The organism is Mycolicibacterium sp. MU0050 (genome assembly GCF_963378085.1).
Classification (GTDB): domain Bacteria; phylum Actinomycetota; class Actinomycetes; order Mycobacteriales; family Mycobacteriaceae; genus Mycobacterium; species Mycobacterium wendilense.
Window position 1 is genome coordinate 441,549 of sequence record NZ_OY726395.1, and the last position, 14,278, is coordinate 455,826.

15 protein-coding genes are annotated in these 14,278 nt (G+C 67.2%); 9 read left to right on the top strand and 6 right to left on the bottom strand.

Annotation, left to right across the window (positions count from 1 at the left end; genetic code table 11):
• Nucleotides 1–52: 52 nt before the first annotated feature.
• From R2K23_RS02200 to R2K23_RS02210, 3 genes are read right to left on the bottom strand one after another with little or no spacing between them, the layout of a single operon-like run.
• Nucleotides 53–535 carry a nitroreductase family deazaflavin-dependent oxidoreductase gene (locus R2K23_RS02200; RefSeq protein ID WP_316513940.1) on the bottom strand — a complete coding sequence of 161 codons (483 nt, stop codon included), beginning with the start codon at nucleotides 533–535 and terminating at the stop codon, nucleotides 53–55.
• Nucleotides 536–545: 10 nt separating this feature from the next.
• Nucleotides 546–935 carry a DUF8021 domain-containing protein gene (locus R2K23_RS02205; RefSeq protein WP_316513942.1) on the bottom strand — a complete coding sequence of 130 codons (390 nt, stop codon included), beginning with the start codon at nucleotides 933–935 and terminating at the stop codon, nucleotides 546–548.
• The gene (locus R2K23_RS02210; protein WP_316513943.1) at nucleotides 935–2,098 is read right to left on the bottom strand and encodes a steroid 3-ketoacyl-CoA thiolase; all 1,164 of its coding nucleotides are present in this window, start codon (nucleotides 2,096–2,098) and stop codon (nucleotides 935–937) included. Before R2K23_RS02210 ends, R2K23_RS02205 begins: the two co-directional genes overlap by 1 nt.
• A 176-nt stretch (nucleotides 2,099–2,274) precedes the next feature.
• Between R2K23_RS02210 and R2K23_RS02215 the strand changes: the two genes are divergently transcribed.
• The 6 genes from R2K23_RS02215 to R2K23_RS02240 all read left to right on the top strand — a co-directional run bounded on the left by R2K23_RS02215 (nucleotide 2,275) and on the right by R2K23_RS02240 (nucleotide 8,263).
• Nucleotides 2,275–3,513, top strand: coding sequence for a cytochrome P450 (locus R2K23_RS02215; protein ID WP_316513944.1), 1,239 nt, complete (start codon nucleotides 2,275–2,277; stop codon nucleotides 3,511–3,513).
• A gap of 67 nt (nucleotides 3,514–3,580) precedes the next feature.
• Nucleotides 3,581–4,576, top strand: coding sequence for an acyl-CoA dehydrogenase family protein (locus R2K23_RS02220; RefSeq protein ID WP_316513945.1), 996 nt, complete (start codon nucleotides 3,581–3,583; stop codon nucleotides 4,574–4,576).
• A complete protein-coding gene (fadE29, locus tag R2K23_RS02225; RefSeq protein WP_316513946.1) occupies nucleotides 4,577–5,740 on the top strand; it encodes an acyl-CoA dehydrogenase FadE29 in 1,164 nt (387 codons plus the stop codon).
• Nucleotides 5,737–6,714, top strand: coding sequence for a bifunctional MaoC family dehydratase N-terminal/OB-fold nucleic acid binding domain-containing protein (locus R2K23_RS02230; protein ID WP_316513947.1), 978 nt, complete (start codon nucleotides 5,737–5,739; stop codon nucleotides 6,712–6,714). The genes fadE29 and R2K23_RS02230 overlap by 4 nt, the downstream gene beginning before the upstream one ends.
• Complete coding sequence (locus tag R2K23_RS02235; protein ID WP_316513948.1) at nucleotides 6,696–7,106, top strand: MaoC family dehydratase; 411 nt, start codon at nucleotides 6,696–6,698, stop codon at nucleotides 7,104–7,106. Before R2K23_RS02230 ends, R2K23_RS02235 begins: the two co-directional genes overlap by 19 nt.
• Nucleotides 7,106–8,263 carry a lipid-transfer protein gene (locus tag R2K23_RS02240; RefSeq protein WP_316513949.1) on the top strand — a complete coding sequence of 386 codons (1,158 nt, stop codon included), beginning with the start codon at nucleotides 7,106–7,108 and terminating at the stop codon, nucleotides 8,261–8,263. Before R2K23_RS02235 ends, R2K23_RS02240 begins: the two co-directional genes overlap by 1 nt.
• 74 nt (nucleotides 8,264–8,337) lie before the next feature.
• Here R2K23_RS02240 and R2K23_RS02245 read toward each other — a convergent pair whose 3' ends face one another.
• A complete protein-coding gene (locus tag R2K23_RS02245; RefSeq protein ID WP_316513950.1) occupies nucleotides 8,338–9,198 on the bottom strand; it encodes a MaoC family dehydratase in 861 nt (286 codons plus the stop codon).
• Nucleotide 9,199: 1 nt separating this feature from the next.
• Nucleotides 9,200–10,906, bottom strand: coding sequence for a 3-oxosteroid 1-dehydrogenase (gene kstD / locus R2K23_RS02250; RefSeq protein ID WP_316517006.1), 1,707 nt, complete (start codon nucleotides 10,904–10,906; stop codon nucleotides 9,200–9,202).
• Between the two features lie 62 nt (nucleotides 10,907–10,968).
• Between kstD and R2K23_RS02255 the strand changes: the two genes are divergently transcribed.
• From R2K23_RS02255 to dmpG, 3 genes are read left to right on the top strand one after another with little or no spacing between them, the layout of a single operon-like run.
• Nucleotides 10,969–11,754 (top strand): 2-keto-4-pentenoate hydratase, encoded by a 786-nt coding sequence (locus R2K23_RS02255; RefSeq protein ID WP_316513951.1) that lies wholly within the window; start codon nucleotides 10,969–10,971, stop codon nucleotides 11,752–11,754.
• 34 nt (nucleotides 11,755–11,788) lie between these two features.
• Nucleotides 11,789–12,700: an acetaldehyde dehydrogenase (acetylating) gene (locus tag R2K23_RS02260; RefSeq protein WP_316513952.1), complete on the top strand. Its 912-nt coding sequence runs from the start codon at nucleotides 11,789–11,791 to the stop codon at nucleotides 12,698–12,700.
• On the top strand, nucleotides 12,697–13,746 hold the full coding sequence (gene dmpG / locus R2K23_RS02265; RefSeq protein ID WP_316513953.1) for a 4-hydroxy-2-oxovalerate aldolase: 1,050 nt from the start codon (nucleotides 12,697–12,699) through the stop codon (nucleotides 13,744–13,746). The genes R2K23_RS02260 and dmpG overlap by 4 nt, the downstream gene beginning before the upstream one ends.
• Before the next feature lie 12 nt (nucleotides 13,747–13,758).
• Here dmpG and R2K23_RS02270 read toward each other — a convergent pair whose 3' ends face one another.
• Entirely contained in the window at nucleotides 13,759–14,262 is a 504-nt protein-coding gene (locus R2K23_RS02270) for a DUF2505 domain-containing protein (protein ID WP_396892894.1), read from the bottom strand.
• Nucleotides 14,263–14,278 lie beyond the last annotated feature (16 nt).

Consider the following 14,278-nt stretch of genomic DNA (forward strand, 5'->3'; position numbering starts at 1 on the left):
GTCCGAAGTCGGACAACTTGGACGACGCGCGTCAGACGCGCGGGGCCGCGCTTTACACCGAGCGCGGATCGCAGATGATGATCGGGATCTCGCGATCGGTCCAGGACCGGTAGTTGTCGAAGTCCGGGTAGATCGCGTCCAGCTTCGGCCAGTACTGCTCGCGCTCGGCGGCGGTGGCGTCGCGAGCGGTCAGCTTCAGCTTTTCGTTCTTGATCTGGAACGTCACCGCGGGGTTGGCCTTGAGGTTGAGATACCACATCGGGTTGGTCGCGCGGCCGCCTTGCGAGGCCACCAGGACGACCCGGTCGCCCTCGCGCAGAAACAGCAGCGGACTCTCCCGCTCCTGGCCGGACTTGCGGCCGATCGTGGTGAGGATGCCGACCGGGGGAGGCGCCGAGAAGCGGTTGGAACCGCCCCGCCATTTCGCACCCAGGCGACCGCCGGTGGCCTTGTAGGACCAGGTGTTCAGGCGTGACATCCATTTGATGATGACGCCGGTCTGCTTGGAGTTCAGCCCCTTGGGCGGAGTGGCCATGGCGAGCACCCTATCGCGTGAGAAAGGGCCTGATGCTGGCCCGGATGTGGTGGATCCGCGGTTGTCCCGACGGGCTGTCGGCCGGAATCAGGAACGTCTCGTCGACCCGCGCCCCGACCTTGCGGCCGAACAGCGTCGGCTTGGTCGACAGCTGGAAGCGGGCCCGGACGGTGTCGCCGAGGACGGTGAACTCCGGATCGCTGACAGACTCGATCACCCGGTACTGCAAACCGCCATTGAGGCTGCGACGCAGGTGATTTCCGGAGAACCCGGTCTTGATGCCGACCTCCGTGCGGGTGCAGTCCGGCGCGAACGGCACCGCGTCGGCACGGTGGCTGGCCAACGCTTCGATGTATGCCCGCGCCGCGGCGATGCGGTCCGCGTCGGAGACCGGAGCCACTAGATCCGCTCGATGATCGTTCCGGTGGACAGCGCACCACCCGCGCACATGGTGATCAGCGCGGTGTTCTTGTCGGTGCGCTCCAACTCGTGCAGCGCGGTGGTGATCAGGCGGGCGCCGGTGGAGCCGACGGGATGCCCCAGCGCGATGGCACCGCCGTTGACGTTGACCCGGTCCATGTCCGGTTCGTGCACCCGAGCCCAGGACAGCACCACCGAGGCGAAGGCCTCGTTGATCTCGACCAGGTCGATGTCGCCGATCTTCATGCCGGCCTTCTCGAGCACCTTGGCCGTGGACTGCACCGGGCCGTCGAGGTGGTAGTAGGTTTCGGCGCCGACGTTGGCCTGGGCCACGATGCGGGCGCGGGGCTTGAGGCCCAGGGCCTTCGCCTTGTCTTCGTCCATCCACAGCACCGCGGCAGCCCCGTCGGAGATCTGCGACGACGTGCCCGCGGTGTGCAACCCGCCCTCGGCCACCGGCTTCAGCGCGGCCAACCCCTCGGCGGTGGTGTCCCGCAATCCCTGGTCGCGGCTGACGATCCCACGCTCCGCGGTGGGGCGCTTGTTCTCGTCGAGCACCGGTGCCTCGATGGGCGAGATCTCCCGGTCGAACCGGCCCTCGGCCCAGGCCTGCTTGGCCTTCTGCTGCGAGGCCAGGCCGAAGGCGTCCAGGTCGGCGCGGGTGATGCCGCGGCGCTTGGCGATGCGCTCGGCGGCGTCGAACTGATTGGGCATGTCGATGTCCCAGGAGGACGCGCGGATGATCGACCGGTCCGGCCCGGCGTTGGCGCCCAGCCCGACCCGGCTCATCGCCTCGATGCCGCAGGCGATGCCGACGTCGATGGCGCCGGTCGCGATCAGCCCGGCGATCAGGTGGTTCGCCTGCTGCGCGCTGCCGCACTGGCAGTCGATGGTGGTGGCGCCGACGTGCTCGGGCAGGCCCGCCGTCAACCACGCCACCCGGGAGATGTTGTTGGACTGCTCGCCGTACTGCGTGACGCAGCCGCCGATGACCTGCTCGACGTCGCCGGCGCTGATGCCGGCCTTCTCCACGAGCGCCTTCTGCACCGCACCCAGAAGCTCGGTGGAGTGCAGACCGGACAGCCAGCCGTTGCGCTTGCCGATGGGGCTGCGGGTGGCTTCGACGATGACAGGATTACCCATGAGGTCAGGCTAGAACACGTTTCATTACTCTGACAAGCGACGATGCCCCACCACCTTTGATCTGCGGTCAAGCCGTGTTTCAATGGTGGCAATCGGAACTAGACCACGTTGTTTCAGGCCGTTCGACGCGGCTCCCGCGCACGTCGACACCTGCGACCACCATCAGGAGTAAACACATGGCCGCCCCGAATATCGCCAGCGACTTCGACTTCCTCGACGCCGATCTCAACCTGGCCGGTCTGCCGGTCAAGGAGCTCGCCGAACTCCGTAAATCGGACCCGGTGCACTGGGTCGACGTGCCCGGCGGCACCGCCGGATTCGGTGACAAGGGCTACTGGCTGATCGCCAAGCACGCCGACGTGCGCGAGGTGTCCCGCCGCAGCGACGTGTTCAGCAGTTCGATGGACGGCGCCATCCCGGTGTGGCCGGAGGGGATGACGCGCGAGGCCATCGACCTGCAGCGCAACGTGCTGCTCAACATGGACGCCCCGCACCACACCCGGCTGCGGCGCATCATCTCCCGCGGCTTCACCCCGCGTGCCATCGGGCGGCTCAAGGACGAACTCAACCGGCGAGCCCAGAACATCGTCACCACCGCGGCGGCCGGGGGCAGCGGCGACTTCGTCGAGCAGGTGTCCTGTGAACTCCCGCTGCAGGCGATCGCCGACCTGCTCGGGGTGCCGCAGGACGACCGCGACAAGTTGTTCCGGTGGTCCAACGAGATGACCGCCGGTGACGATCCCGAGTACGCCGACATCGACCCGGCGATGTCCTCCTTCGAGGTCATCACCTACGCCATGAAGATGGCCGAGGAACGCACCAAGAATCCGGGCGACGACATCGTCACCCAGCTGGTCCAGGCCGACATCGACGGCGAGAAGCTCACCGACGACGAGTTCGGCTTCTTCGTCATCATGCTCGCGGTGGCCGGCAACGAGACCTCTCGCAACTCGATCACCCACGGCATGATCGCGTTCACCCAGAACCCGGATCAGTGGGAGCTCTACAAGCGGGAACGCCCGGCCACCGCCGTCGACGAGATCATCCGCTGGGCCACCCCGGTGTCGGCCTTCCAGCGCACCGCCAGCGAGGACACCGAGCTGTCCGGGGTCAAGATCAAGAAGGGCGAGCGGGTGGTCATGTCCTACCGCTCGGCCAACTTCGACGAAGAGGTCTTCGAGGACCCGTTCACGTTCAACATCCTGCGCGACCCCAATCCGCACGTCGGTTTCGGCGGCACCGGGGCGCACTACTGCATCGGCGCCAACCTGGCCCGCATGACGATCGACCTGATCTTCAACGCGATCGCCGACCACATGCCGGATCTCACGCCGACCGGCGAGCCCGAGCGCCTAAAGTCGGGGTGGCTCAACGGCGTCAAGCACTGGCCGGTGAACTTCACCGGACAGTCCTAGGCCCAACAGCGCGCGCCTGCCGGCTGCCCGCAGACGCGAACCCAAGTCGAATCAAGGAGAATTCGCCGTGGATTTCACTCCGGACGAAGGCCAGCAGGCTGTCGCCGATGTTGTCACCTCCGTCCTGGGCCGCGACAACAGTTGGCAAGCCCTGGTGGACGGCGGGGTCACCGCGCTCGGCGTGCCCGAACGTCTCGGTGGTGACGGCGTCGGCCTGGCCGAGATCGCCACGGCGCTGACCGAGATCGGCCGGCACGGCACCGTCAGCCCCGCGCTGGCCGTCCTCGGACTGGGTCTGGTGCCGCTGCTCGACCTGGCGTCCGATGCGCAGCAGGACCTCTACCTGGCGGAGTTGGGCAAGGGCGGGGTGCTCACCGCGGCGCTCAATGAACCCGGTGCGACGCTGCCGGAGCGGCCGTCGGTCCGGCTGAACCAGGGTCGTCTGAGTGGAACCAAAATCGGTGTGCCGTATGCGGATCAGGCCCAGTGGATCCTGGTCTCCGCCGATACCGGAGTCGCCGTCGTCGCCGGAGACGCGACGGGGCTGGCCGTCACCAAGACGCCCACGGCCAACGGTTCCGACGAGTTCGTCCTGACGTTCGACGACGTCGAGGCCGACGTGCTCGGCGGCGCCGAGGTGCGCCGGCTGAACCAGTTGGCGCTGGCGACAATCGGCGCGTTCGCCGCCGGCCTGGTCGCCGGCGCGCTGCGGCTGACCGCCGACTACGTGGCCACCCGTGAACAGTTCGGGCGACCGCTGTCGACGTTCCAGACCGTGGCGGCGCAACTGTCCGAGGTGTACATCGCCTCGCGCACCATCTCCTTGGTGTCGAACTCCGTGACGTGGCGGCTGACCGAAGGCCTGGACGCCGAGGAGGATCTGGCCGTGCTGGGCTACTGGCTGACCTCGCAGGCGCCGCCGGCCATGCGGATCTGCCACCACCTGCACGGCGGCATGGGCATGGACATCACCTATCCGATGGACCGCTACTACTCGTCGATCAAGGACCTGACCCGCCTGCTGGGCGGCCCCTCGCATCGCCTCGACCTGGTGGGAGCGTAAATGTACATCGAGTTGACGCCCGAGCAACGGGCGCTGCAAGCCGAACTGCGGGAATACTTTTCGACCCTCATCACCCCCGAAGAGGCCGCGGCGATGGAGTCCGACCGCCACAACGAGGCCTACCGTGCAGTGATCAAGCGGATGGGGTCCGACGGCAAGCTCGGTGTGGGGTGGCCCAAGGAGTACGGCGGCCTCGGGTTCGGCCCGATCGAGCAACAGATCTTCGTCAACGAGGCGAACCGCGCGGATGTACCGCTGCCGATGGTCACGCTGCAGACCGTCGGGCCCACGTTGCAGGTGCACGGCACCGAGGAACAGAAGAAGAAGTTCCTCCCCGGAATCCTCTCCGGTGACGTGCATTTCGCGATCGGGTATTCCGAACCCGAGGCGGGCACCGACCTGGCGTCGCTGCGGACCACGGCGGTGCGCCATGGTGACGAATACATCGTCAACGGGCAGAAGATGTGGACCACGGGCGCGCACGACGCGGACTACATCTGGCTGGCCTGCCGGACCGATCCGGATGCGGCCAAGCACAAGGGCATCTCGATCCTGATCGTCGACACCAAGGACCCCGGCTACTCCTGGACGCCGATCATCCTCTCCGACGGGGCACACCACACCAACGCCTCGTACTACAACGACGTGCGGGTGCCGGCTGACATGCTCGTCGGCGAGGAGAACGGCGGCTGGAAGCTCATCACCACCCAGCTCAACCACGAGCGCGTCGGTCTGGGCCCGGCCGGCCGGGTCGCGGGGATCTACGATCAGGTCCGGGACTGGGCGGCCACACCCGGGTCCGACGGCGTCGTCCCGATCGAGCAGGAGGGCGCGCGTCGCCTCCTCGGTCAGATCAAGGCAATCTGGCGGATCAACGAGTTGCTCAACTGGCAGGTCGCGGCCTCGGGGGAGACCATCGCGGTCGCCGACGCCGCCGCCACCAAAGTCTTTTCCACCGAACGCATCCAGGAAGTGGGGCGGCTGGCCGAGGAGTTGGTGGGCCGCTACGGCAACCCGGCCGACGCCCACACCGCCGCGGTGCTGGACTGGCTCGACAAGATGACCAAGCGGAACTTGGTCATCACCTTCGGCGGTGGTGTCAACGAGGTGATGCGCGAGATGATCGCGGCCGCCGGGCTCAGGGTCCCGAGGGTGCCGCGATGAGCGCGAACTTGCAGGCCGGTATCGACGAGATCAAGGCGGCCGGCACCAGCCGGCCCCGCGAGGCCCGAGACCCGGTGAATCAGCCGATGATTCACCACTGGGTGGACGCCCTGGGCGACAAGAACCCGATCTACGTCGACGAGGACGCTGCGCGGGCCGCCGGGCACCCCGGCATCGTCGCACCGCCCGCGATGATCCAGGTGTGGACGATGGGTGGGCTCGGCCAGGGCCGCGCCGCCGACGATCCGTTGACCAAGATCATGGCGCTGTTCGACGAGGCCGGCTACGTCGGGGTGGTGGCCACCAACTGCGAGCAGACCTACCATCGGTACCTGCAGCCGGGGGAGCAGCTCACCATTCATGCGGAGATCACCGAGGTGGTGGGGCCCAAGCAAACCGCGTTGGGCGAGGGCTACTTCATCAACCAGCTGATCACCTGGACCGTCCCCGACGGCACCGCCGCCGGGGAACGGGTCGCCGAGATGAACTGGCGCATCATGAAGTTCAAGCCGCGCGAGGGTGACCAGCCGGCGATCCCCGACGACCTCGACCCCGACAAGTTGATGCGTCCGGCGTCGTCGAAGGACACCCAGTTCTTCTGGGACGGGGTCAATGCGCACGAACTGCGCATCCAGCGTCGTCCCGACGGGACGTTGCAGCACCCCCCGGTACCCGCGCTGTGGCAGGCCGCGGGGCACAGCCCGGAGGAAGGCGTGGACTATGTCGTCGCATCCGGGCTCGGTACGGTGTACAGCTGCGTGGTGCACCACGCGCCGAAGGTGCCGGGTCGCACCCTGCCCTTCGTCATCGCGCTGGTAGAACTCGCCGAAGGCGTGCGCATGCTCGGTGAGTTGCGCAACGTGGACGTCGACAAGGTGAAGATCGGAATGCCGGTGCGCGCCATGTTCATCGACTTTCCCGACAGTGACGTGAGTCCGGCGTGGACGCTGTACGCATGGGAGCCCCAGCCATGAGCACCATCGAAGTCGGCACCGCGTTGCCGGAACTGGCGATCTACGGTGACCCGACGTTCATCGTCTCCACCGCCATCGCCACCCGCGACTACCAAGATGTACACCACGACCGGGACAAGGCGCAGGCCAAGGGTTCCAAGGACATCTTCGTCAACATCCTCACCGACACCGGGCTGGTCCAGCGTTACCTGACCGACTGGGCCGGGCCATCCGCGCGGATCAAGTCGATCGGGCTGCGGCTCGGCGTGCCCTGGTACGCCTACGACACCGTGACCTTCACCGGCGAGGTGACCGCGGTCGAAGGTGCGTCGGTGACGGTCAAGGTGACCGGCGCCAACAGCCTGGGTAACCACGTGATCGCTACCGCCACACTGACATTGGGGGACAGCTGATGCTCTCCGGTAAGGCGGCCATCGCCGGTATCGGTGCCACCGACTTCTCCAAGAACTCCGGACGCAGCGAGCTTCGGCTGGCCGCGGAGTCGGTTCTGGACGCGCTCGACGACGCCGGGTTGTCCCCGTCTGACGTCGACGGCCTGGTGACGTTCACCATGGACTCCAACCTGGAGACCGCGGTGGCCCGCTCGACCGGGATCGGGGAGCTGAAGTTCTTCAGTCAGATCGGATACGGGGGCGGGGCTGCGGCCGCGACCGTCCAGCAGGCCGCGCTCGCGGTGGCGACGGGCGTGGCCGAGGTTGTGGTGGCCTACCGCGCGTTCAACGAGCGCTCCGAGTTCCGGTTCGGTCAGGTGATGACCGGCTTGACCGTCAACGCGGACTCGCGTGGCGTGGAGTACAGCTGGTCCTACCCGCACGGGTTGAGCACCCCGGCCGCGTCGGTGGCGATGATTGCCCAGCGCTACATGCACGAATACGGCGCCACCAGTGCCGATTTCGGCGCCGTCTCGGTGGCCGACCGCAAGCATGCGGCCAACAACCCGAAGGCGCATTTCTACGGCAAGCCGATCACCATCGAGGACCACCAGAATTCCCGGTTCATCGCCGAGCCGCTGCGGCTGCTGGATTGCTGCCAGGAGACCGACGGCGGGGTCGCGATCGTGGTGACCACGCCGGAGCGGGCCAGGGATCTCAAGCACCGCCCGGCGATCATCGAAGCTGCCGCCCAGGGCGCCGGCACTGACCAGTTCACCATGTACTCCTACTACCGTGACGAACTCGGCCTGCCCGAGATGGGGCTGGTGGGTCGGCAGCTGTGGCAACAGAGCGGGCTGTCGCCGGCGGACATCCAGACCGCGATCCTCTACGACCACTTCACGCCGTACACCCTGCTGCAGCTCGAGGAACTCGGGTTCTGCGGCAAGGGCGAGGCCAAGGACTTCATCGCCGGCGGCGCCATCGAGATCGGGGGGCGGCTGCCGATCAACACCCACGGCGGCCAACTCGGGGAGGCCTACATCCATGGGATGAACGGCATCGCCGAAGGTGTCCGTCAGCTCCGCGGGACGTCGGTCAATCAGGTCGACAACGTCGAGCACGTCCTTGTCACGGCGGGCACCGGGGTGCCGACGTCGGGGTTGATCCTGGGCTGAGCACGCCAGTCGGACTGCCTCAGGGGGTGCGCCGACCCCGTCGGTGTCCTGAGCGGCGGGGAACCCGCCCCAGGTCAGGCGGGGATCAACTCCACCCCGGAGAGCACGACCTCGTCGCCGCGTTCGGGCACCGTGACCACGCCGACGAATCCGTCGTTGTCCTTCCACAGGTTGGCGCGCAGCGTCTCACCCGGGAACACCACACCGGCCATCCGGGCGCTGTAAGACTTCACCGCGGCCGCGTCGGCATCCAGGATGTTGTCCACCAGCGCCTTGCAGGTCATGCCGTAGGTGCACAGACCGTGCAGGATCGGCCGCGGAAAGCCCATGGCCGCAGCGAATTCCGGATCGGAGTGCAGCGGGTTGCGGTCGCCGCAGAGCCGGTAGAGCAACGCCTGCTGGGGCAAGGTGACGATGTCGAGTTCCAGATCGGGCGCGCGGTCCGGCAGCTCCGTGGAGGTGGACGGGCCGCGGTCGCCGCCGAATCCGCCCTCGCCGCGGGCGAAGATCGACCGCTTCTGCGTCCACAGCACCGTGCCGTCGGGGGCGGTGGCGGTGGTCTCCGACCAGATGACGGCCGCCTTGCCCTTGTCCCAGATCTCGGTGAACCGGGTCACCGCGGTCGCAGTGCCCGACGGCGGGATGGGACCGGGGGTGGAGATGCCCTCGCTGGCGTGCAGCACCTTGTTCAACTCGATGTCGATGCCGGGGAACTGCACCGCGGGAGGTTCGGTCAGGTGGAAGCTCTGCGCGACGTTGCCGAACGTCGGCAACACCTGCGGGGTGTTGTCGACAAGGTAGCGCAGTTCGCGCGGATCCATCGGCGCGGCGCCGGCACCCAGGCCCAGGTGATAGAGCTGGATGTCGCTGCTGCTCCAGGAGAATTCGACGGGTTCGAGTTCGGCGCCGAGCGCCTCGTCGAGGTTGATGGGCATGTCAGGCCTTTCCGGGGTGCGCTTCGCTCGCGATGTGCAGCGCGGCGAGGTAGCCGAACGTCATCGCGGGACCGATGGTGCCGCCGGGGCCGGGATAGGTGTGTCCCATGACCGGCGAACTGACATTACCGGCCGCGTAGAGTCCGGCGATCACCGAGCCGTCGTCGCGCAGGGCTCGGCCGTGGATGTCGGTGCGGACGCCGCCCTTGGTGCCGAGGTCGCCGGGCACCAGCTTGGCCGCGTAGAACGGGCCGTGGTTGATCTCGCCCAGGTTCGGGTTCGGCTTGTTGGTGGGGTCGCCGTAGTAGCGGTCGTAGGCGCTCTCGCCGCGATGGAAGTCTTCGTCCACGCCGGACCGGGCGAAGCCGTTGAAACGTTCGACGGTGGCCTTGAACGCGCCGGCGGGCAGGCCGGCCTTGGTGGCCAGCTCGTCGAGGGTCGGCGCCGACACGATCACGCCGGACTCCAACCACTTCTTCGGGATCCGTTGCCCCGGCTGGAGGCCGGCGAAGATGTAGCGGTCGCGGTACCGCTGGTCGAAGATCAGCCAGGCCGGAATGTTCTCGCCGGGACCGGGGCCCTGTCCGTACTGACCACCGTACATGTGGTGGCAGGCCTCGACGTAGGGCATGGACTCGTTCATGAACCGGTTGCCGGACATGTTGACGATGATCGAGCCCGGCGAGTTGCGTTCGGACAGGGCGAACCAGGGCGAGTCGACGAGGGGGACGGTGGGTCCCCACCACGAATCCTCCATGATCTCCAGCGCCGCGCCGAGCTTCTCCGCGGCCAGGATGCCGTCACCCGTGTTGGCCTTGGCGCCCACGGTCCATTCGGTGCTGATCGGGGCGCGCTGGTACTTCACCCGCATCTGTTCGTTGTGCTCGAAGCCGCCGCTGCACAGAATCACCCCTCGCCGAGCCCGGATCAGCCGTGGCTCTTCAGATTCCGATGCCTGCGTGTCACGCACGTAGATGCCGCGCACCACGCCGTCCTCGATGAAGAGGTCGGTCAAGGCGGTGTTCAACTGGACCGGTACGCCCGCCTCACGCAGGCCGATGCGCAGCGGCGCGATCAGGGCGCGCCCCATACCCACCAGGTTCTTGCCGGTGGCGTTGGCCCACATGGTGCGGACGCCGACCTTGAGGCTGCGCAGCAGTCCGCGTGGGTGGCGCTTGAGCTGATTGAGGCGGACGTAGTCCTGCTGCAGCACCACCATGTTCATCGGGACCTTCCCGTACGGCGGCTCCAAGCCGTCGAGGTCGGGGCCGAGCTTCTTGGCGTCGAACGGCTTGGGTTCGACCGAACGTCCGCCCGCGCGGCCGCCGGGGGTCTCCGGGTAGTAATCGGAGTAGTTGGGCACCCAGCAGAGCTTCAGCGGGGAGTGCTCGAGAACGAAGTCGAGCATCTCCGGACCGCGGTCCAGGTAGGTGTCGATCTTCTCGGCCGGCACCACGTCACCGACGATTGTGTGCAGGTAGGTGCGGGCGGCGTCCTTGCTGTCCGTGACACCGTCGCGCTGCAGGACCCGGTTGTTCGGGATCCAGACGCCGCCACCTGACCGCGCAGTGGAACCCCCATAGTGCGGGGCCTTCTCAACGACTACCGTTGAAAGGCCCTGATGGGCGGCGGTGAGGGCGGCGACCATGCCCGCGCCGCCGCTACCCACCACGACGACGTCATACTCCTGACCAGTCATGTAGAACACGTTATAGAATTGCCGGGTCATCGGACAACTGCCCCGGTCACAGCAGCGAGGGGAATTCACAAATGCTGGACGCCAAGACCCGTGCCGAGCTGGCCGCCGACCTGGCCGAGGCGGAGCGCAGCAGGGTCGCGATCGACCCGTTGACCGCCGGGAATCCCGATATCGACGTCGTCGATGCCTACGAGATCCAGCTGATCAACATCCGGCAGCGGGTCGCCGAGGGCGCCAAGGTCGTCGGCCACAAGGTGGGGCTGTCGAGCGAGGCCATGCAGAAGATGATGAACGTCGACGAGCCGGACTACGGACATCTGCTCGACGAGATGGAGGTCTTCGAGGACGTTCCGGTCAAGACGTCGACCTTCCTCTATCCGCGGGTGGAGGTCGAGGTCGGTTTCATCCTGGCCGACGACCTGCCGGGCGCGGGCTGCACCGAGGATGACGTGCTGGCCGCGACGGCGGCGTTCGTCCCGTCCATCGAGTTGATCGACACCCGGATCAAGAACTGGCAGATCAAGCTGTGCGACACCATCGCCGACAATGCGTCCTCGGCGGGCTGGGTGCTCGGCAAGGAACGGGTGTCGCCCAAGGACATCGACATCAAGGCCATCGACGCCGTCCTCACCTGTAACGGTGAGGTGGTGGCCGAGGGCCGCAGCGACGCGGTACTGGGAAATCCGGTGACCGCGGTCGCGTGGTTGGCGCGCAAGGTGGACAGTTTCGGGGTCCGACTCAAGGCCGGCGACGTGGTGTTGCCGGGGTCCTGCACCCGTGCGATAGATGCACGTCCGGGCGACAATTTCGTCGCGGACTTCGCTGGGTTAGGTTCAGTGCGACTGACTTTCGAATGAGCGGCGAATCTTCAACACGGGCAGGAGTCCATACATGAAAGCCTCGGTTGCGATAGTCGGGTCGGGCAACATCAGCACCGACCTGCTCTACAAGCTGCTGCGCTCGGATTGGCTCGAGCCGCGTTGGATGGTCGGCATCGACCCGGAGAGCGAGGGTCTGGCCCGCGCGCGCAAGCTCGGTCTGGAGACCAGCCACGAGGGCGTGGACTGGCTGCTCGGCCTCGACGAGAAACCCGACCTGGTGTTCGAGGCCACCAGCGCCTACGTCCACCGTGAGGCCGCCCCGCGCTATGAAGCGGCCGGCATCCGGGCCATCGATCTGACCCCGGCCGCCGTCGGCCCCGCCGTCATCCCGCCGGCCAACCTGCACGAACACGTCACGGCGCCGAACGTCAACATGATCACCTGCGGCGGTCAGGCCACCATCCCGATCGTGTACGCGGTGTCCCGCGTCGTGGAGGTGCCCTACGCCGAGATCGTCGCGTCGGTGGCCTCGGCCTCGGCCGGGCCGGGCACCCGCGCCAACATCGACGAGTTCACCAAGACCACCAGCAAGGGCGTCGAGACCATCGGCGGGGCCCGCCGCGGCAAGGCGATCATCATCCTCAACCCCGCCGACCCACCGATGATCATGCGCGACACCATCTTCTGCGCCATCCCCGAGGATGCCGATCACGCCGCGATCACCAAGTCCATCAAGGACGTGGTCGCCGAGGTCCAGACCTATGTCCCCGGCTACCGGCTGCTCAACGAACCGCAGTTCGACGCGCCGTCGGTGACCTCGGGCGGCTACGCGACCGTCACGACGTTCGTCGAGGTGGAGGGCGCCGGGGATTACCTGCCGCCGTACGCGGGCAACCTGGACATCATGACCGCCGCGGCCACCAAGGTCGGCGAGGAGATCGCGCGGGAATTGGTCTCGAGCGAGAAGGAAGCAGCACGATGAGCGACATCTTCTTCAACCCCGTGTGGGACGTCCGGATGACCGACACCTCGCTGCGGGACGGGTCGCACCACAAGCGGCATCAATTCACCAAGGACGAGGTGCACGGCATCGTCGCCGCCCTGGACGCCGCGGGCGTCCCGGTCATCGAGGTCACCCACGGCGACGGGCTGGGCGGTTCCAGCTTCAACTACGGGTTCTCCAAGACCCCCGAACAGGAGTTGATCAAGCTCGCGGCCGAGACGGCCAAGGAGGCCAAGATCGCCTTCCTGATGCTGCCGGGGGTGGGCACCAAGGACGACATCAAGGAGGCGCAGGCCAACGGCGGTTCGATCTGCCGCATCGCCACCCATTGCACCGAAGCCGACGTCTCCATCCAGCACTTCGGGCTGGCCCGCGAACTCGGGTTGGAAACCGTCGGGTTCCTGATGATGAGCCACACCATCTCCCCGGAGAAGCTGGCCGAGCAGGCCCGGATCATGGCCGACGCGGGATGTCAGTGCGTCTACGTCGTCGACTCGGCCGGCGCGCTGGTGCTCGAGGGGGTGGCCGACCGGGTGTCGGCGCTGGTCGCGGAGTTGGGCGACGACGCGCAGGTCGGGTTCCACGGCCACGAGAACCTGGGGCTCGGCGTGGCCAACTCGGTGGAGGCGGTCCGGGCCGGCGCCAAGCAGATCGACGGCAGCTGCCGCCGGTTCGGTGCGGGTGCGGGTAACGCCCCGGTCGAGGCCCTGATCGGGGTCTTCGACAAGATCGGCGTCAAGACCGGGATCGACTTCTTCGACATCGCCGACGCCGCCGAAGAGGTGGTGGCCCCCGCGATGCCCGCCGAATGCCTGCTCGATCGCAATGCGCTGATCATGGGCTATGCGGGGGTCTACTCCAGCTTCCTCAAGCACGCCATCCGGCAGTCGGAACGCTACGGCGTCCCGGCGCATGCGTTGCTGCACCGGGCCGGCCAGCGCAAGCTGATCGGCGGGCAGGAAGACCAGCTGATCGACATCGCGCTGGAGATCAAGCGGGAGCAGGAGGCGGCCTCGGCCGGCTGAGCGCCGGCCGGGTCAGGCGTTCTGTTTGATCCAGTCGGTGGTGAAGTCCTGGAGCGCTTCGATGCTCTGGACCAGGGACTTCCCCATGATGGTCTCGATCTTGCCGCCGATCAGCGGGACCTTGAACTCCAGGGTGGCCCGCCCCTTGAGAAGCGAGCCGTTGCGGCTTGGCGTCAGCCATGCCGTGGCGGAGCCGGAACCGGGAGCCCCGTGGGACCTCGAGACGATCTCGCCGCGGACCTTCCCGTCGCTGACGGGGCTCCAGATCTCCCGTTGCTCGACCCGCCACTGGCTGGGGAACACCTTGGCGATGGGTCCCGGCAGGCCGTCGGGCCGCAAGCTGTTGGCCACGATCGTGGTCACGACGCCGTCGGCGTCGACAGCGAACTCCTCGAGGCTGGCCGTACCGCCGAAATTCGCCAGCCTCGCCAGCCAGTAGTCGCGTTCGGCAAACGCCCAGTGGATTTGCTCGACACTGGCCGACGAGTCCACCGAGAAGTCGCATGACCGTGGCACAGCCATAGGTTATGTC